We start from the raw sequence: 18,882 nt of genomic DNA on the forward strand, positions 1-18,882 counted from the left end.
CCTCTGCGGGAGCATTGGCGCGAGGCGCTTCCGATTATTTCCCAGAAGCCAAGCCGGCCTCTTCCAACTGTCGAACAGGGTTCCAATTAGTAGATGACGGCAAATATTCACTCCACCATTTCATCCCGCCATTCACCCATTTTTCGCGCAAAACGGAATGAGAAACTTCAGAATCATCATATCCAAACTCTGTCCCGCAACATGGACAGATGCTATACGTGGCGCATCCAAAACTGTCATATGGAGCCTCATTAAGGTCTGGATAACCACATACAGGACACATAAATGACGATGATTTATTGAGCATTGAAATAGTCCAAATTAGATCCCTTTCCGTGCACTGCCGGATCGGGCTTGTAGTATGTCCGAATGACCCCGCTACCAGAGACCACGCCAAACTCACCGGTTGACGGATTGAAGCGAACAATGTCTCCGTTCGCCCTCACCTTCTCAAGCACTCCAGGAGACCTAGAATTCCCCAAGAATACCGCCGCTTGAGCCTGATATTCTCGCGCGCTCTTCGCGCCAAAATCTCCCCCGTGGCGTGCAAAGTGATCCTGAAGCTTGGCTTGATCCCCAAATTTTGAGCCAATTTCAACCCCTTTGGCCGTTTTAGTTGCTGAAGCGGCTTCCAATGCCAACTGATCCGCCGTCTTTATCACACCTCCAACGCGCTTGATGCTTCCAACTCCCATCGGCAGGTTTGCCAGCACCTCGCCACCGATCTTGCCGATGGCATAAGCATCCCCGCGCTCGTAGGCAGAGGCAAGCTGCTCGCGTTGTGATTCGTTTGCCGCGCTGAGGACTTGCGCCAGGAGCGTGGGATCCGCGAGAGCCATGGCGCTTCCCACAAACTCCGACACGCGCTCGCCGGCTTTGGCGTCGCCTTGTCCGGCCAGCACCAGTGTGCCGATTCCATCGGCGAGCGCCTCTAGCCCTTCGGCCGTCGCTTGCGCGAAACCTGCCGCGAGGCCGGCCGTCTTGCCGGCGGTAGAGAGAGTCCCGTCGGCCTGCGCCTGCGTGTGCAGGCGCTCGAGCTGCGCCGTAACGCTGGCTTCGCTGAGCCCCAAACGGATGATGTCCGCGTAGGCGGAGCGAACTTCAGCTTGCTTCGACGTGCAATCTGCACTTAGTTGATTCGCGCAGGCGTTCGCCAATTCGCGGTCACGCTGCGCGCTCAGCGCGTCGAGCTGTCGGACGGTTTCGCAAGCCTCCTTGTTTCCACCGTCGCACTGCTGCTGAGCAACGATCTTCTTCTCGATCTCATCGTGCTTGAGGTAGTTGTGCACCGTCGCGTTGTTGGCCACGGTGGCACCCAGGCCCGCATTGCCGCCTGCCGCGCCGATCGTTGCACCCAGCAGCGTCGATCCGGCCGTGAGCATCGCGTCAAACTCTGCTTTTTTTTGCGCGCTCTGCTCCGGGGTCAGCGCAGGGTCGTCATAGTCATAGCCGTTCCTCTTCAGATAGTCGGCCATCACCGGCAACAGCGCTTCATTGAGTACACCCGCCGTGGCCCCCACCAGCGCGCTGCCGTCGCTGACCGTGGCCTGGATGACCCCCGCCAGCCCATGCAGGACGATCTTCTCGGTCGAGCCGTCCGCCCATGCAGTGACCACCCTTGGCGCCTCGCCTGCGGCTGTGGCCCGCTGGTTCTCCTGCTCCTGCGCCTGCCGATTCAGCGACTGGCTCACATCCCCGATGACGTTGTCGATCACGCTGCCCACCAGCTGCGCTGCACGCTGCCGATCCTGCGCTTCCTGCTGCAGCCTGGGGATCTCCTTGGCCTGCTGCAGGGTCAGCGTGTTGACCAGCGCGCCGTTGGCCGTCTCCGGGTCTCGGGTGGTGAGGGTTGCGACGTTGGTGTTGCTCTTGTCATCGACCTCCTTGACGCCGGTGCCCACGATCTTGATGGTGCCCGGGCTGATGACGCTCAGCGTCTGGCTGGTCTGGTTGTTGTTGCCGGGCAGGCCCCTGCCGCCGTTGAGGTTGGCCAGCGCGGTGTTGGTCACGCTGCGCGCGGCGTTGGTGGCGGCGCTGGTTCCGGCGCTGTAGGCGTTCGCACCCGAACTGACGCTCACGCTGACGCTCGTGCTGCTCGAGTTCGTTCGCTGCTTGTTCTCCAGGTCGCTGGTGGTCAGGCTGCCGGTGGTGAAGCTGTTCTTGTCGATGGGCGCGGTGCTGGTGATGGCGCCGCCCTTCAAGTCGGTGTTGCCCTTGACGGTGATGTCGAAGCCGCCATTGCCTGCAACGATGCCGCTCTGGCCGGTGGCGCTGCGGTAGTTGTGGTTGACTCTCTGCTTGGAGTAGTCGACCGTGGCCGAGACGTACTCGCCGTAGCAGATGGGCGGGATGCACAGGCTGACGTTGACGCCGCCGCTGCTTTGCTGGCTCGCGTAGTTGGTGATGTCCTGCAGGCTCTCGATGTTGAGGTTGCCGCCGATGTCGGCCTTGACCGTGTCGCCGGCCACCTGCGCGCCTCGCAGGTTGAGGTCGCCGCCGCTCTTGATCTTGAGGGTGTCGGTGGCGGTGACGAGGGTGTTGTCGTAGCGGACCTCGCTGCCGATCGACTTGCCCTGGTTGCTGCCGGCGTTGACCTGGATGCTGAAGCCGTTCTGCGAGCCGAAGCCGAAGGTGACGCCGCCGCCGAAGGAACGGCCGGAGCTGTTGCCCGCGGTGGCGGCGGTGTTCTCCCTTGAATTGATCCGGGAGTCATCGCTAAGCCGATGGCTGAACGAGACCCCGGAGATAGGTAAAGCGGCCTGCCTTCAAATCGGCGTGCAACTCTTTGCCAAGCTCAAACTAAAGGGTCGATAGGCACCCCCTCCTCGCACAGGTAATCGCATAAGGTCTCCAGAGCAAGCCGACTTTCCCCATGAAGCGCGTACCTTCGCACGAAATCTACCGACTCGGCATCGAGCCTGCGACGAAACGCTTCAGCTATTTGGTCAATCTGAACAGCAAGGGTGGTCATCTAAGAGGCCAAACGACTGATGGAACACCGTCGGAAGGCTTCGTTGATCACGCCGATCCGACTCATGCAACTTGCATAAGCAGCGCCAGGGGGGTCGCCGATCAAATGGGTTTTTCACCCTCAAACAAGGTCACAACCGATCCATCTTCAAAGTAGCTTCTGAATGCGTAGGCTGCCTCCGCAAGTCGGGCTGCAGAAGACTTGTCATTCAGCCTGAGCAGCACAAGTGACGCACCATTTTCGAGTCCGGCCTGGCTCGCAATTTCCCGCTCCACTTCCTGCAACGGCTTCGCAGAGGACAGAAGAAAGGAGTTGGCAAACAAATCCGTTCGATCTGATCTCATCTGGGCAATCTTCCGATCTGTTTCGTCCACCTGAGTTGCGCAATAACAAAAAATATCCACCGCCATCAACAGGACCTCAGCTGTGCAGCTTAAACACTCCGATCGATTATCGGACGCCCAATCACCCCAGACAATTACGCTTAAATGACGTTGCAACTGCCTGCGCGATCCGGCGTCCTCCAAGCATCGATGGTTCAATATTTTTAACAAAATCTTCTGGGACGGAACACACAGTCCGCAAATCCAAAATTTCTACATGATTGGCGAGTGCAATCTTTGTTATTCGATCATTGAAAAAAGATAGGGCACTGCTCACGCGGCGTTGGTAGTCTTCGTCGGCAAAACTCCCTTCGTAGATCGTGCAGACGCTCATACGAGACACCATCTTTAGACACCTGGAAACAATTAAATTGTAGGTAGCCTCAAAGGAGTTACCGATATTTGAAAAAATTCGAAGCACGTCCGCAGAAGAGGCGACAGGAGTATCGAGAAGCGCAGCGTGTAGTAGCGCATCATTGCCACCGACGCTCAAGAACAATTGCGCGGACCTGGAATCAAAGTTTTTCTGTTGCGCGAGGACATCCGCCGTAGTCGCACCGTCAGCTGCCAGCATAGAAATTCGTGTATGCGGCAGCATTTCTTGAAGATGATCCTTGACGCTCTGGCCCACAGCAACATGCATACGATTATCAAAAATCGAATCGCCCAGCAATACGACTTCACTACTCATGCTCGTACCCTGCAAGAGGAAAGACCTTGAGTATATTTGCCATTGCGAACATCACTTCATCGCTCGGCGTCCAGATTTCCACGCCCTCGAGGCCCAGCATCAATGATTTTGCCTTGTCTTTTCTGGCAACCCCTCCTTCTTTGTCACGGAATTCGATACGACGATCGATGTCTGCTAGCGCAATTGTCTTCAGCCCGTTCTCACCACTGGAAATAACCTCCCTTGTGGTAATCAAGGTCCACAGCTGCGTTGAGGCCTTCGCTAAGAGCAGTGGCTTGCCATCGATCTTTCGGTCTGCCGGAAGTAGCTCAGAAGTCGAAGGCAAGTCATTTATCAAATGACAATAAGGGAGCGATGAGAAGCGCTGCAGGCGCGCGCGATGCAAGATTCGGTTCTCATGCCATTCATCAATCTTAGTAAACAATGAAGTAATCTCCTGATTTATTTTGATTTCTCTCCACTCGACCGCCAAAGAATGGTTTTCCGTCGTTAGCTCTTCGAGCCAAAAATTCATCGAGCTTTGGGTTTGCAAGATATCCGGTATCGACTTTGGCACTAGTGGCGCCCTGCGATTTAACGTAAGAAACCAATTTCTGAATGTCAGAGGCACTTATCTCCATCGTAAGATCAATCCGAACCGTGGCCACGCCGTCGACGATGACGATCTTGCCAAGATCAACCCCAAGCCGCGTCGCCTCAGCCGTAGGAACTCGTGCACCAATACCTGGCGGGGCGATTGCAGAAGAGTTCCCTGCATTTCCCACATTGCTGGCTGTGGCCCCGATAAGCGCACCGCCGAACGCGTCCTTCATACTGATGCCATCACCTGCTGCTTGGGAGGCCCGCGCCACGTAGGAATTGAGACCAATTAGATCAGCTTGGTCGGTGGTGACCCCTCTGGCCTTCATATCAGACCGCACTGCCTGCAGTTGCACCAGCGATCCGACTGCGCACGTCGTATCGCCCACCGCACACTGATCGAAGGCCTTCATGGCGTTGATCGCCGTGATCGTCGTCTCCGCGCGATCGCTCACCAGTCGGTCATAACGCTTGTTGACATCGTCGACGCAACCCTTCGCCCCTCGGCACGCCTCGATGTTGCGGTCCTTGGCCTGTTGCTCTTGCGGGTTCAGCCCACCAACGTTCCGCGGATCGATCGCGTTCAAGCGATCCAGGCGTTGATCGGCTTCGGTGTAGTTGAACAACGTCGCCGTCTGAGCGTTGCGAAGCAGCTCGAGCGCGCGGGTGTACTCGCCATCGGCATTGTTCGCAACTGCCTGCTCCGTGGCTTGCAAGGACGCCCTCGCGGGATCGTCATCCCGCTTGCCCGCAGCACAATGCACGAGATAGCAGGCCGCGTCCGTGAGTTGCTGCTCCAGCACCGGATCACCGTTCGCCAACTGCTTGATCTTGGCCTTCTCGTTTTCGTGCAGAAGACGGTTGTTGACGGTGGCGTTGTGAGTCACCATCGCGCCCAAGCCTGCGTTCCCCGTGGCCGCGCCGACTGCGGCTCCCAACATGGTGGAGGCAGCCGTCAGCAGTTGATTGAACTCTTGGTTGGGTGTTCCATCCCTGTTGTAGCGATTGATGCCCTCGTCCTTGAGGATTTGTTCCAACTGCGGCATCAGGGCTTCATTCAGCGCACCGGCAACGGCGCCCGTCAACGCACTTCCGTCTCCGACCCTGGCCTGGATGGCCCCCGACAGCGCGTGCAATGCAATCTTCGGTGCGCTGCCCTCGGCCCAGCCCTGCCTCTGCGCCACATCGCCGATGACGTTGTCGATCACGCTGCCCACCAGCTGCGCTGCGCGCTGCCGATCCTGCGCTTCCTGCTGCAGCCTGGGGATCTCCTTGGCCTGCTGCAGGGTCAGCGTGTTGACCAGCGCGCCGTTGGCCGTCTCCGAGTCTCTTGAGGTGAGGGTCGCGACGTTGACGTTGCTCTTGTCATCGACCTCCTTGACGCCGGTGCCCACGATCTTGATGGTGCCCGGGCTGATGACGCTCAGGGTCTGGCTGGTCTGGTCGTTGTTGCCGGGCAGGCCCCTGCCGCCGTTGAGGTTGGCCAGCGCGGTGCTGGTCACGCTGCGCGCGGCGTTGGTGGCGGCGCTGGTTCCGGCGCTGTAGGCGTTCGCACCCGAACTGACGCTCACGCTGACGCTCGTGCTGCTCGAGTTCGTTCGCTGCTTGTTCTCCAGGTCGCTGGTGGTCAGGCTGCCGGTGGTGAAGCTGTTCTTGTCGATGGGCGCGGTGCTGGTGATGGCGCCGCCCTTCAAGTCGGTGTTGCCCTTGACGGTGATGTCGAAGCCGCCATTGCCTGCAACGATGCCGCTCTGGCCGGTGGCGCTGCGGTAGTTGTGGTTGACTCTCTGCTTGGAGTAGTCGACCGTGGCCGAGACGAACTCGCCGAAGCAGATGGGCGGGATGCACAGGCTGACGTTGACGCCGCCGCTGCTTTGCTGGCTCGCGTACTCGGTGCGGTCCTGCAGGCTCTCGATGTTGAGGTTGCCGCCGATGTCGGCCTTGACCGTGTCGCCGGCCACCTGCGCGCCTCGCATGTTGAGGTCGCCGCCGCTCTTGATCTTCAGGGTGTCGGTGGCGGTGACGAGGGTGTTTAGCGCATGTGCCGCAACGTGCCTTCGGATAGCTTGCCCGTATCAAACTTCCTTGAAAACACGGAGCGCGGTGGAGACATCGGATAGAACGCCACCGGCGTCCATCAGATCGAAAAATTCACACCCCCACATTTCGCTTCAATCTAGAAATCCTCTGACGAACACCCTGCGCCCAACTTTTTCTAATAACCAAATCCTTCAATACATCGTCGAGTGCTGGGATTTCTCTCGCGTTGTCACCAATCCAGTCCAATGCTTTTGAAGCCCAGTAGTCTGACCCAGGGTAATTTAACGCACTAGACAACAACAACGCTTCCGGGAATTTTTCGCGCCATTTTGAGACGACGAGAAATTGCTCAATATTTTTATAAAACCATGCGCGGCTGTATTCAAGGAGCGGCAGCAAAAAAGCACAGTCGCCGTGATTTTCGATTAATTTGACTCTTCCGCTCACTCGAATTACCCATCCGTCGAGCGAATGAACACCCAGCCAAACCTTGCCTTGCCCCATTTCCGCGATCCAGCACCACGGAGGCTCGTCAATTTCAGTAGAAAAGAAGCTAATCATCAATTACCCCACGATTGATGGTCCACAGGCCTATTCGCTCGACCACTTAGCCATTTTTGAAAATCTGCTCGAATTTCCGGCGTCCAATTCTGCCCATAGTGCCCACTATTTTCATTGGTATAAAACTCTCCATTTGGCCCCCTTTGCATAGTGCCACCAACTACTTTACTCTCATTCGCGCCGATTGAACGTGCAAGTTGCTCATGTGCAGATCCGTCAAATTGCCCTCGTGCAGGCTTCCCGGCAGCGAATGTCCTTGTTGCCGGGTCATACACGAATTCTGTGCCTCCGCCACGCGGATAGTAATTTTGAAGGGCCGTTACTGGGGTATCGTCGGTAATTCCGATAACTCCGCGCGCCGGCCCCGAACCTGCCCACGGCCGAGCATTTGGCGGTGGAACAATTTCTTCCGCAATCTGCTTGCCACTCTTGCCCGTTACCTTGATACCACCCGGCAAGATCACCGCGCCCGCGACATCGATGAACGTGCCAGCACGGAAGTTCTGAAGGTCTTTGGCTTCCTGCGGCGTCAAGTAGGCTAGTTCAGATGGGCTGCCGTAAGTTGTGCCCAGCGTGCTCTGAGCGATGCTCGCCAGCTCTTCGAGGTTGGTCCGGTACTTCTCCAGCAACTGCTTGATGTTGTTGGACTCCTCTGGCGTGTATTGATTGAGGCCCTTGCCGGTGCCGTTCTTCGCAAGTTCGGCGAGGTCGGCCTGCATCTCCGCGATGTTGGCGCGGCACGCCTGTGCGCCGCCGTTGATGCAACTGTCCTGGATCTGCGCATTGCGATCCTGGCTCACCTTGTCCCACTTGGCTTCGATCTTCGTCCGACACTCGTCTGTGGCGCAGGCCTTGAGCTCCGCATCCTTCTTCACCAGCTCTGCATGCTTGAGGTAGTTGTTCACCGTCGCGTTGTTGGCCACGGTGGCACCCAGGCCCGCATCGCCGGTAGCTGCGCCAACTGCCGTCCCCAGCAAGGTCGATCCGGTACGCCGTGTGCCGCGGCGCCAGGCCGGGCTGGAAGCCGAAGGTCTTGTTCGCGTGGGTGCCGACGGAGCTGGAGCCAATGCTGCGGACGTCCTCTGCGGGAGCATTGGCGCGAGGCGCTTCCGATTATTTCCCAGAAGCCAAGCCGGCCTCTTCCAACTGTCGAACAGGGTTCCAATTAGTAGATGACGGCAAATATTCACTCCACCATTTCATCCCGCCATTCACCCATTTTTCGCGCAAAACGGAATGAGAAACTTCAGAATCATCATATCCAAATTCTGTCCCGCAACATGGACAGATGCTATACGTGGCGCATCCAAAACTGTCATATGGAGCCTCATTAAGGTCTGGATAACCACATACAGGACACATAAATGACAATGATTTATTGAGCATTAATCAAGTCGCACTGCTGTGGCCGCTTTTTCTTAGAAAACGGGGTGTTAAGCTTGATCAACCCATCAGGTTGAATCATCCCTCCATGACCGGACCCATTGCGGCGGCGGAACTTATCGGAAATTAAGACTCTCCGTTACCATCCAAGATTTCCTTGCTTTCTAACAAACTTGGAATCTCAACCACGTACTGTTCCATATTTCCAGTCGCCTGAGGCACGCGCGGCCGATCTTTCAATGCCGAGCGCAAAACTCATAGGTACCGCAATGGATCGCTGGCCTGACGTCGACTACGTGATTGCCCTTGGTATTCGACCGACATCTCCGTTCCCACCATAAGGACTCGCAGCCAAATACCAAATAAGGTAGTTAGCCCCATCCCATGCGCTTGAAAAGAAGGCTGGAGCACATCTTTTCCCTCGCTCGGCAATATAGAACACCCACATACCGTTTTCATCATGAAAGCACACAACCCCATCATCACCGGCATCAGGCATCCCAATCACACAATCCTGAGCTGAAATGGAAAGTCTTTGGAGTTCGCGACGAATTGCGCCATAGACAGTCTCGCGCAGCGATTCGAGCTCCTGAGCCGCCATCCCACCTAATTGATATCTCTTATCCAACAAGAAACCAGTCATCATTTCACCTTGATGTATTCATACTTAAGCAAGTCATTTACGGTTGCAGCTCGGCCATCGACCTCGGGAATTCTGAATTGATATTGATATCCTCCTCCAGGCTGATCAAAGGCTGGGGCGATGACGGATCTCTCGCCATTAATCGGCCGGAGTATTTCGTACTCTGCATAGCCGTTTGCTTTTGAGCCGGGGCCAAGGGCGCGTTGCTCATAGGGTGTGCCCGCAGGAGAAAAGAACGAGCCAAAGCGACTGCCAAATCTATCAAGTGTTCCAGTCTCAAGGGTTACGGCTTGAGTAGTTCCAGGCACAGCGCCATTGTTCGGGGCCATCCTTGACCAATCCCACTCGCCCCCTTTTCGTGGCGAGTTGGCCATTCTGTAGGGGTCGTATTGCTGATAGTCGTCTGCGCGTGCATTTAGTTCAATTTTCAGCTTGTCCGCTGCTTGCTGCTCAGCCGTAACCGCCGCCCTGGACTCGACTTGCTTGACGATGCCTGCATAACCCACTTGCCCCAACTTGGCCGTCACCGCCGTAGCTACACCCCCGAGAGCCAGCGCGTCCACCAGCGCCTCGCCCTTCACCTGCGGATCATCGCTTGCGAGCCTGTTCTTCAACTCCGCCGGCAAGCCCGCAATGCCTTGTGCGAGTGACACTGCGGTATCGGTCAACCCGTTGTTGAGGATCGCCGTCGTCAATTCGTACGCCGCAATGCCGCTGCCCGCCACCAGCCCGGCTGGCGTGATCTTGCTCAGGCCCTTGCCGATGCCGGCCAGATAGTTGGCGTTGTCCCTGCAAGCCTGCGTCGTGCACTGCCGCTGATCAAGACCGTTGCGGATGATGGTCTGCGCGTTGGTCTCGAGGTTCAGGATACGGCCCACATCTGCCGGATCCATGCCTGCGCCGATGAGATCCTGGATGGCACCGTAGCCTTTGCGATATTCGGCCTTGAGTTCGTCGCAGTTGTTCGTGGCTCTGCAGTTCAGCAGCTCGATGTCGTTGGCCGTACTGACTCGGTAAGCATCGTCGATGGCCTTGTCCTTGCACACCGTATCTGCGCCGCAGTCCTTGATTTTCTTGGCGAGCTTGTCGACATCCTTGTGCTTGAGATAGTTGTTCACCGTCGCGTTGTTGGCCACGGTGGCACCTAGCCCCGCATCGCCGGTGGCCGCACCGACTGCAGCACCCAGCAAGGTCGATCCGGCCGTCAGCAGGCTATCGAAGGCCTGCTTCTTCTGCGCTTTCTGTTCCCGCGTCAGCGCTGGATCCTCGTAGTCGTACCCGTTCTTCTTCAAGTACTCCACCAGCACGGGCAGCATCGCCTCGTTGATCGCACCCGCCGTGGCCCCCACCAGCACGCTGCCGTCGCTCACCCTGGCCTGGATGACCCCCGCCAGCCCATGCAGGACGATCTTCTCGGTCGAGCCGTCCGCCCACGCAGTGACCACCCTCGGTGCCTCGCCTGCTGCGGTGGCCCGCTGGTTCTCCTGCTCCTGCGCCTGCCGATTCAGCGAGTGGCTCACATCCCCGATGACGTTGTCGACCACGCTGCCCACCAGCTGCGCTGCGCGCTGCCGATCCTGCGCTTCCTGCTGCAGCCTGGGGATCTCCTTGGCCTGCTGCAGGGTCAGCGTGTTGACCAGCGCGCCGTTGGCCGTCTCCGGGTCTCGGGTGGTGAGGGTTGCGACGTTGGTGTTGCTCTTGTCATCGACCTCCTTGACGCCGGTGCCCACGATCTTGATGGTGCCCGGGCTGATGACGCTCAGGGTCTGGCTGGTCTGGTTGGTGTTGCCGGGCAGGCCCCTGCCGCCGTTGAGGTTGGCCAGCGCGGTGCTGGTCACGCTGCGCGCGGCGTTGGTGGCGGCGCTGGTTCCGGCGCTGTAGGCGTTCGCCCCCGAACTGACGCTCACGCTGACGCTCGTGCTGCTCGAGTTCGTTCGCTGCTTGTTCTCCAGGTCGCTGGTGGTCAGGCTGCCTGTCGTGAAGCTGTTCTTGTCGATGGGCGCGGTGCTGGTGATGGCGCCGCCCTTCAAGTCGGTGTTGCCCTTGACGCTGATGTCGAAGCCGCCATTGCCCGCGACGATGCCGCTCTGGCCGGTGGCGCTCCGGTAGTTGTGGTTGACTCTCTGCTTGGAGTAGTCGACCGTGGCCGAGGCGAGCTCGCCGTAGCAGATGGGCGGGATGCACAAGCTGACGTTGACGCCGCCGCTGCTTTGCTGGCTCGCGTACTCGGTGCGGTCCTGCAGGCTCTCGATGTTGAGGTTGCCGCCGATGTCGGCCTTGACCGTGTCGCCGGCCACCTGCGCGCCTCGCATGTTGAGGTCGCCGCCGCTCTTGATCTTCAGGGTGTCGGTGGCGGTGACGAGGGTGTTGTCGTAGCGGACCTCGTTGCCGGTCGACTTGCCCTGGTTGCTGCCGGCGTTGACCTGGATGCTGAAGCCGTTCTGCGAGCCGAAGCCGAAGGTGACGCCGCCGCCGAAGGAACGGCCGGAGCTGTTGCCCGCGGTGGCGGCGGTGTTCTGGGCGGCGAGCAGGTTGATGTCGCGCTTCGCGTCCAGGCTGATGTCGCGCGCCTGCAGCTTGGCGCCGGTCATGTTGATGTCGGTCTCGCGCGCAGTGATGTCGATGCTGCCGGCCTGGATGTTGGTGCCGCGCTGGGTGGTGGCGCTCTCCGCGCTCGCCGAGCGTTGCTTGCTGCGCTGCTCGCTCACGCTCACGCCGAAGGCGGCGCCGGCGGGGTCGCCGCTCGCCCCGGGCGCGCTCAGGCCCTGGATGCCCTGGCCCAGCGCGCCGTCGGTGGCGAGCTTGTAGGCGTCGTAGCCGGCCTTCAGGGCCAACGCGCCTTGCAAGCGGCTGTCGTCGGTGTTCTTCGACTCCTGCGCCATGTCGTAGGCGCGCGTGATGGCGCCGCCGACCGTGCCGGTCAGCTGCGCGCCGATGGTGTGGTTCTTGACTTCCGCGCTGTGCGTGCTGCGGCCGCTGGAGGTGGCGGCGTTCAGGTTCACGGCGTTGCCGGAGAGCGTGACCTTGTCTTTCGCCAGCAGGTCCGCGCCTTCGGTCGTGATGTTGCCTTGGCCCGACCCGCTGTACTTGGAATCCAGCCCGGCCACCATCGTGAGGTTGCCGCCGTTGGCGCTGAGCAGGCTGGTAACGGCGGTGCTGGAATCCCCGGTGCCGTTCTCCGTCCCTCTGACGTTCGCGTACGCCGTGTGCCGCGGCGCCAGGCCGGGCTGGAATCCGAAGGTCTTGTTCGCGTGGGTGCCGACGGAGCTGGAGCTTTGAACGTCCTGCGCAGAGAGGATGTCGATGTTCCGGCCAGCGGTGATGGCGATGTTCTTGTCGGCCAGCACGTTGCTGGCAATGACCTGCACATCGCGCCCGCCGTCGATGCTGACGTTGCCGCCGCTGACCGTGCTGCCGACCTGCGTGGTGCTGCTTCCGGCCTCGGCGCGGTTGTTGAAGCCGCTGCCGTAGCTGAGGCCGCTGGCCCAGCTCGCCGAGTACCCCTTCTTGCTGCTGGCCGAGTAGCTGCTGCCGTTGCCGTGGTCTTGCGAGCTTTCGATGCGCACGTCGCGCCCGGCGCTCAGGCTCAGCAGATCCTGCGCGACGACGCTGCTGCCCCTGACGGCAAGGTCGTTGCCGGCGGAGATGACCACGTTGCCGCCGCTGAAGCTGCTGCCGATCGAGGTGTTGTCGGCCTCGGAGCCGATGAGCGTCGAGGTCCTCTTGGAGAAGGTGGACTTCTTCTCCTCATAGGATGCGAACGCCGTCGAACGGGTCGCACGCCCTTCGGTGATGTTGACGTCGCGATCGGCAATGACCACCAGGGTGCCCTCTGCGGCAACGCCGGCGGCTCTGGCATTGATGTCGTTGGCAGCCTTGAGCGTGACGCTTCCTCCCCCGACGACCTGGCTGCCGACTTCCTGGCTGCTGGCTTCCACGCGGAAGTTGCGCGCGTTGAAAAGCATCGCGCTGTTCCGGGCTTCGGTCACGGTGCCGAGGTTGATGTCGTGGCCCGCGTTGATCAGCGTGCGGCTGTCCTTGCCCGTGTTGGCGATGATGGCGCCGACCACGTTGACGTCATTGCCCGCGCTGGCGACCAGCGTGCCGCCGGGGTTGGTGACGTACACGCCCGCCACGCGGTCGATGTTGGTCATGCCGGCCTGGGCACCCTTCTGCGTGCTGGTCGTGGTCTCGATGTTGATGTTGCGGCCGGCCGTCAGAACGGCGGCGTCGTGCGCAGTGATGCTGCCGCCGATGTTGTTGAGGTCGTTCCTGGCATCGAGCGCGACGCTGCCTCCGGCGATGCGACCGCCCAGGTTGTTGATGTTGTCGGCGTTGATGGAGACCAGCGTGCGCCCGGCAATGGTGCCGCGGTTGATGAGGTCACCCCCTCCCGGCGCACCCTTGATGACCATTCGGTCGGCCGACAGCAGCGAGCCGCTGCCGTCGATGTCGCCGGGCTGCACCCGCACATACACCTGCGGCACGAGCACGCGCTGGGTGCTGCCGTCAGGGAGCGTCACGGTCTGCTCGACCAGCCACACGATGTCGCTGGTCAGCTGGGCCATCTGCTCGGCTGTCAGCGCCACGCCCGGACGCAGGCCGTACGCCTTCGCGAAGGTGGCCCCGGCATTCATCAACGCGGTGTACTGCTCTTCGTCCGAGTAGAAGCCGTCGAGATAGCGGTAGCCGGTGAGCTGGGCGACCTGCTCGCGGATGAGCTTCTGCTCATAGAACCCGTCGCCCAGGCGTTTTTGGAGGAAGTTGGGGTCCAGACCCAGCGCGTTGAGCAGGTAGTCGCTGGACAGCCATTGCCGGTAGTTGGCGAAGCGCGGGTCGGTCTCGACGAGGTAGCTGCCGGGCCCCGCGTGGAGCCCGAACAGGCTCGCGCTCGGAATGGTGGTGTTCGGCGTGCTGGTGCGAACGACCAGCGCGATGGTGCTGCTGCCGGCGGTGCCCGATGCGCCAGCGGCCGAACCAGTCGCATCGGCGGTGCTGCTGCTGGTCTTGACGACCCCACCGACGGCGGAGGGGACTTCCAGGATCGCTCCCGCCCGCCCACCAGAGACGCCGCTGCCCGCGGCCCCCGCCTGGGCCGCAACACTGACGGAACGTGCCACACCGGGCCCCTGGATCGAGGTGGCGTTGGTGAACTGCTCGATCCGGTTGGTGCCCACCGCGATGGTGCGAACTTCCTGCTCTATCGGAATGGCGAAAGGGACCATGTTGTTGCCCGTGACGCCGGGCACGAAGATGCCGGTCCCCCCGTGGTCGATCACCTCCTGCCCCATCGTCGGGGTGTTGTCGACATTGGCGGGGTCGATGGTCAATCGGCCGCCCGACAACACATGGCTGTCGCGGTTGTGCAGCATGCCGTCGATGGTCATGTCCCCGCCCGACACGATACGGCCGGGATCGGCGGGATTGACCGCCTCGTCGCGGTGCACGGTATCCGTGCGCGTCATCACGGTCCAGCCCTTGCCGGTGACGAGTTGACCGTTTTGGATCGTGGCCCAGTTCCTGGCGTCGTCCGTCGCGATGTACGCGGGCTCCCACGGCATCTCCACGCCCAGCCCGGTAGGAATGATCGTCACGGGATGCGCAGGGTCGCTCGGCGTGGGAGCATAGTCACGCCGCACCACTTGCATGTGCGCATCGATGTTGTTGATAGCGACCGCAGCCAGGCTCATGGCGCCGAGCGACTCGATGGTGGCACTGGCGTTGTTGATCGCTCCTGCTTTGCCGATGGCGAAGCGGTTGGCGTCCAATGCGCCGCCGATGTACATGTCACCCACGCTGAAGATCAGTGCGTGCTCGCGGTTGTTGAGGGTGCCTGCGCCGATGTCCAGATCGCCGCGTGCGGCGATCGAGCCGCTCCTCGTCTGGCCGTTGATGGTTTCAACGTCGTTGTTGAGAGTGCCGGCCGAGATGGAGATGCGGTCGCCGTAGATTCGCCCGGCGCCTACGTTGTTCAGCATGCCGGCATCGATCTGCGTCTCCCCGCTGCTGTCGATCAGGCCACGGTTGGTGAGCGTGCCGGCGGCACTGACGGCCGTGTTCGTGCCGGTCATCTCCGCAGCGGAGGTGTTGTCGACGTTGTTGCCGCCCACCGTGAGCGTGCCACCTGCCAGCAACTTGCCGTTGTTGGTGAGGTTGCCTGTCGTCGCGTAGGTCAGGTCACCGTTGGCGCTGACTTCCGCGTTGTTCACGAGGTCCTGCGTGAGCCTGATGCTCAGGTCTTGGCCCGCGACGGCTTTGCCATCGCCACTGAAGGCCGCCGCATCGAGCCGCAGGCTCTTGTCGGCAACCAGCGTGCCGTTGGTGTTCGTGATGGCAAGCGTCTTCGCTGCCGGATTGGCCGCGTTCGTATCCTTGATCTGGAGCGCGCCGACCGCCGAGATGAGCCCTGCCGTGTTGTTGACAGTGCCGCCGCTGGCGATGGTGACATTGACATCGGCGCGAATCGCGCCGGAGGTGTTGTCGAGATGGCCCGCGCCGATGACAACGTTCTTGCCCTCGATGCCTTGGTCCGTGCCCTGCGTGCTGGCGTTCGCCAGCGCGCCCGCATTCAGCGTCGTCGTCGCGAGCGAGCGGATCAGGCTGGCGGTGTTGTCGATGGCGCCAGCATCGATGCGCAGGTCGCCGATGGCCTGCGTCTGGCCGCCGCGGTTGTCGTAGCCGGCGCCGTTGGTGTGGATGGTCACCGCGCCCTGGCCGAGCACCAGGCCGCCGGTGGCATTGGTAAAGGCTTGCGTGCTGGCGCTCAGCGCGCCCTTCGCGCCGATGAAGCCAGCCGTGTTGTTCACGGCGCCGGTGCTTAACGTCAGCGTGTCGCCGCTGGTGATGCCGCCCTGCTTGTTGTCGTAGCTGGCGGCTGCAGTATTGATGAGCGCCTGGCCATTGGTGTCGATGCGCACCGCGCCGCCGGACTGGATCAGGCCGGCGGTGTTGGTGAGCGCGCCCGATTTCAGGTCGACGCCCTGCGTCGCCGCCAGCGTGCCCTGCGTGTTGTCGAGCGCATTGCCGCGGGTGTCGACCGAGAGGCTGTTGCCGCCGACCTTGCCGCCGATGTTCACCAGCCCGCCGTTGGCCAGCGCGACGTTGCCGCCGGCTTGCAGCTTGCCAGCGGTGTTGGTGGTGACGCCCGCAGTGGTGACGCGCAGATCGCCGTTGACAGCTGCGGCGGTGCCGCGGGTGTTGTCCAGGTCCGCGGCTTCAATGGTGGTATTGCCGTTGGCAGCCAGGGTGCCGTCGACGTTGGCCAGGGTACCGGCGACGGTCGCGCTGAGATCGCCCACCGCGGTGACCCGCCCTTCGGCGCTGTTGTTCAGGCTGCCGGCATTCAGCGTGGTGCTGCCGCCGGCGCCGATCTCGCCCTTGCTGTTGTCCAGCATGCCGCCGACTGTCAGGCCAAGGTTCGAAGTCTCGGCCGCACGGATCGTGCCGCCCTGGTTGCTCAAGCTGCCTGCGGCAACGGCAGTGTTTCCGTTGCTGGCGATGGTGCCGGCGTTGTTGTTCAAGGCGCCCACCACCGTGATGCGCGTGGCGCCTGCTTCGCCCTGGACGATCTTGCCGCCCTGGTTGCTCAAGGCGCCGGCATCGAGGGTGATTTGCTTGGCGTAGGTGTTGCCGCCGTCCTGGTTGAAGGCGCCCGCAAGGTTGACGACCAGCGCCCCGTTACCGGTGATCTGGCCGTTGGCGCCGCTGTAGCTGCCGCCGCCAATGCTCAGGGTGCCGCTGCCCGCGTGCTCGATCTGGCCTGCGGTGCTGGTGATGCTCGCGGCCGAGAGGCTCAGGTCCTGGCCGTTGGTGGCAATGCGGCCCTGGGTGTTGTCGATGGCACCCGAGGTGGCGATGGTGGTGGCACCGGTGCCGGTCTGCACGATCTCGCCACCATTCGCATTGGTGACGTTCGAGGCGCGGAGGTCGAGCTGGCCCGCATTGAGGGTGCCCGCATCGTTCACCAGCGTTTGAGCGGACTGCACGTTGGCGCTCACGCTCAGCGTGCCCGGCGTGACGACCGTCGCACCGCTCGTGCTGACGTTGCCCTGGGTGGCGGTCAGCGCGAGGTTCGCAGCGCTGGTGCTGCTCGAGGACAGATCGATGCTCGCGCCCTGCAGCGCGGCACCGCCCGCGGCGAGCTGGGTGCCTGTAGCCACCAGCGCACCGGTGGTCGTCACGCGCAGATCGCCGGCGCTGCCGAGCTTGCCGTCGGCCTGGATGCCGGCGCCGAGCACGCCGGTGCTCTGCAGGCTGCCGGCGGTGATCGTCGTGTGGCGGCCGGACGTGATGCTGCCGTCGTTGATGAGCGTGCCGGCGACCTCGAGCGCTGTGTCGTTGCCGCCGCGCAAACTGCCGCTGTTGTTCAGGCTCCCCGCCTGGACCGACAGGTCGGTGGCCGCGCCGATCGTGCCCTCTGCATTGAGCACCTGGTTCGCCACCGTGAGCCGCGTGCCGGCGGTGGCCGACTGGATGATGCCCTTGCTGTTGTCGAGCGACTGCACATCGAGGGCAACGCCCTGGTTGGCCAGCAAGGTGCCGGCGCTGTTGTCGAGTGCGCCGCTGGCATTGGCCGTCAAGCTGCCCGCGGCCGAGACGATGCCTCGCGCGTTGTGGAGCGCGCCGCCCGCGCTCAGGCTCGCATCGCCATTGCTCTCGAGCTTGCCGTCCTGGTTGACCAGGTCGCCCGCGGCGGCGATGTTCAGGCTGCCGGCGCGCAGCGTGCCGCCGGTGTTGTCGAAGCGGTCGACATGGGCGCTGAAGTTGTTCGCAACGTTGACCGTGCCGCCCACGTTGCTGAAGCTCGGGCCACTGGCCGCCAGGCTGGTCGTCGCGAGCGTGCCGCCGTTGTTGTTGACCTGCGGCGTTTGCAGCGCGATCGGGCCGCCCGCGTAGATGCGCCCGCCATCGTTGAGGATGGAACCCGCTGCGGTGACGCTGCCGGGGGCGGGAGGCATGTAGGGCTGTGACGGCGCCGTGCCGCCGCTGCTGCCGGTGCCAGTGCCAGTGCCAGTGCCAGTGCCACCACCATCGCCCGTGGTCGGCGTGCCGGGGTCCGTGGTGCCGCCGGTGCCTGTGCCGCCCGTGCCTGTGCCGGGATTGGGCTGCGCAGGCGCCTCGGGAATCGGCTCCGCCCCGATCACGCCACCCGCGGTATTGCTCAAGCGCGGCGCCGCCACCGTCAGGCCGACGCCGCTGGTCTGGCGGATGGTGCCGCCGCGGTTGTCGATGTCGCCGCCCGCGCTCGCGAATTCGACCCTCGGGCCTTCGAGCGTGCCGCCCGCGTTCCCGAGCGTGCCCTGGGTGGCGATCTTGAGTTCGCCGCCGCTGGCGATGCTGCCGCTGTTGGCCAGGCTGTCGGCGGACAGGTTGGCACCAGCGCTGGCCTGCAGGGTGCCGATGTTCTCCAGCCGCCCGGCCGCGGTGACGACGAGCTGACCGGCCCCGGCCAAGGTGCCCGCGCCGTTCGCAGCCTGGATGGTGCCGGCATTGCGCGCGCCGAGCCCGGCCTCGGTGCCGATCAGCATGATCTTGTTGGCGTACATGCCGCCGAGCTGGGCGACATCGAGCGCGAAGGTGGGTGCAGGCCCGGTCCCTGCGGTCGGGCTGATTTGCCCGTGATCGGCCGAGA

Annotated in this window: 10 protein-coding genes; all 10 read right to left on the bottom strand. The window is 62.0% G+C overall.

Annotated features, from left to right (window positions below; translation table 11 throughout):
- Window positions 1-296: 296 nt before the first annotated feature.
- Window positions 297-2,747 carry a hemagglutinin repeat-containing protein gene (locus EJI01_RS21355; RefSeq protein WP_126839135.1) on the bottom strand — a complete coding sequence of 817 codons (2,451 nt, stop codon included), beginning with the start codon at window positions 2,745-2,747 and terminating at the stop codon, window positions 297-299.
- A 47-nt stretch (window positions 2,748-2,794) separates the two neighbouring features.
- The gene (locus EJI01_RS29700; protein WP_126839136.1) at window positions 2,795-2,971 is read right to left on the bottom strand and encodes a MafI family immunity protein; all 177 of its coding nucleotides are present in this window, start codon (window positions 2,969-2,971) and stop codon (window positions 2,795-2,797) included.
- A 101-nt stretch (window positions 2,972-3,072) separates the two neighbouring features.
- On the bottom strand, window positions 3,073-3,381 hold the full coding sequence (locus EJI01_RS21365; protein WP_126839137.1) for a hypothetical protein: 309 nt from the start codon (window positions 3,379-3,381) through the stop codon (window positions 3,073-3,075).
- 55 nt (window positions 3,382-3,436) lie between these two features.
- The gene (locus tag EJI01_RS21370) at window positions 3,437-4,045 is read right to left on the bottom strand and encodes an SGNH/GDSL hydrolase family protein (RefSeq protein WP_126839138.1); all 609 of its coding nucleotides are present in this window, start codon (window positions 4,043-4,045) and stop codon (window positions 3,437-3,439) included.
- On the bottom strand, window positions 4,038-4,469 hold the full coding sequence (locus tag EJI01_RS21375) for a hypothetical protein (RefSeq protein ID WP_185878999.1): 432 nt from the start codon (window positions 4,467-4,469) through the stop codon (window positions 4,038-4,040). Before EJI01_RS21375 ends, EJI01_RS21370 begins: the two co-directional genes overlap by 8 nt.
- On the bottom strand, window positions 4,459-6,687 hold the full coding sequence (locus tag EJI01_RS21380; RefSeq protein ID WP_126839140.1) for a hemagglutinin repeat-containing protein: 2,229 nt from the start codon (window positions 6,685-6,687) through the stop codon (window positions 4,459-4,461). The genes EJI01_RS21375 and EJI01_RS21380 overlap by 11 nt, the downstream gene beginning before the upstream one ends.
- An 88-nt stretch (window positions 6,688-6,775) precedes the next feature.
- On the bottom strand, window positions 6,776-7,225 hold the full coding sequence (locus EJI01_RS21385; protein WP_126839141.1) for a hypothetical protein: 450 nt from the start codon (window positions 7,223-7,225) through the stop codon (window positions 6,776-6,778).
- A complete protein-coding gene (locus tag EJI01_RS21390; protein WP_185879000.1) occupies window positions 7,225-8,148 on the bottom strand; it encodes a polymorphic toxin type 43 domain-containing protein in 924 nt (307 codons plus the stop codon). The genes EJI01_RS21385 and EJI01_RS21390 overlap by 1 nt, the downstream gene beginning before the upstream one ends.
- Before the next feature lie 752 nt (window positions 8,149-8,900).
- Window positions 8,901-9,254: a hypothetical protein gene (locus EJI01_RS21400; RefSeq protein ID WP_126839144.1), complete on the bottom strand. Its 354-nt coding sequence runs from the start codon at window positions 9,252-9,254 to the stop codon at window positions 8,901-8,903.
- Window positions 9,251-18,796, bottom strand: coding sequence for a hemagglutinin repeat-containing protein (locus tag EJI01_RS21405; RefSeq protein ID WP_260602566.1), 9,546 nt, complete (start codon window positions 18,794-18,796; stop codon window positions 9,251-9,253). Before EJI01_RS21405 ends, EJI01_RS21400 begins: the two co-directional genes overlap by 4 nt.
- Between the last annotated feature and the right edge of the window lie 86 nt (window positions 18,797-18,882).

The organism is Variovorax sp. MHTC-1, from assembly GCF_003984645.1.
In the GTDB taxonomy this organism is placed as follows: Bacteria; Pseudomonadota; Gammaproteobacteria; order Burkholderiales; family Burkholderiaceae_C; genus Variovorax.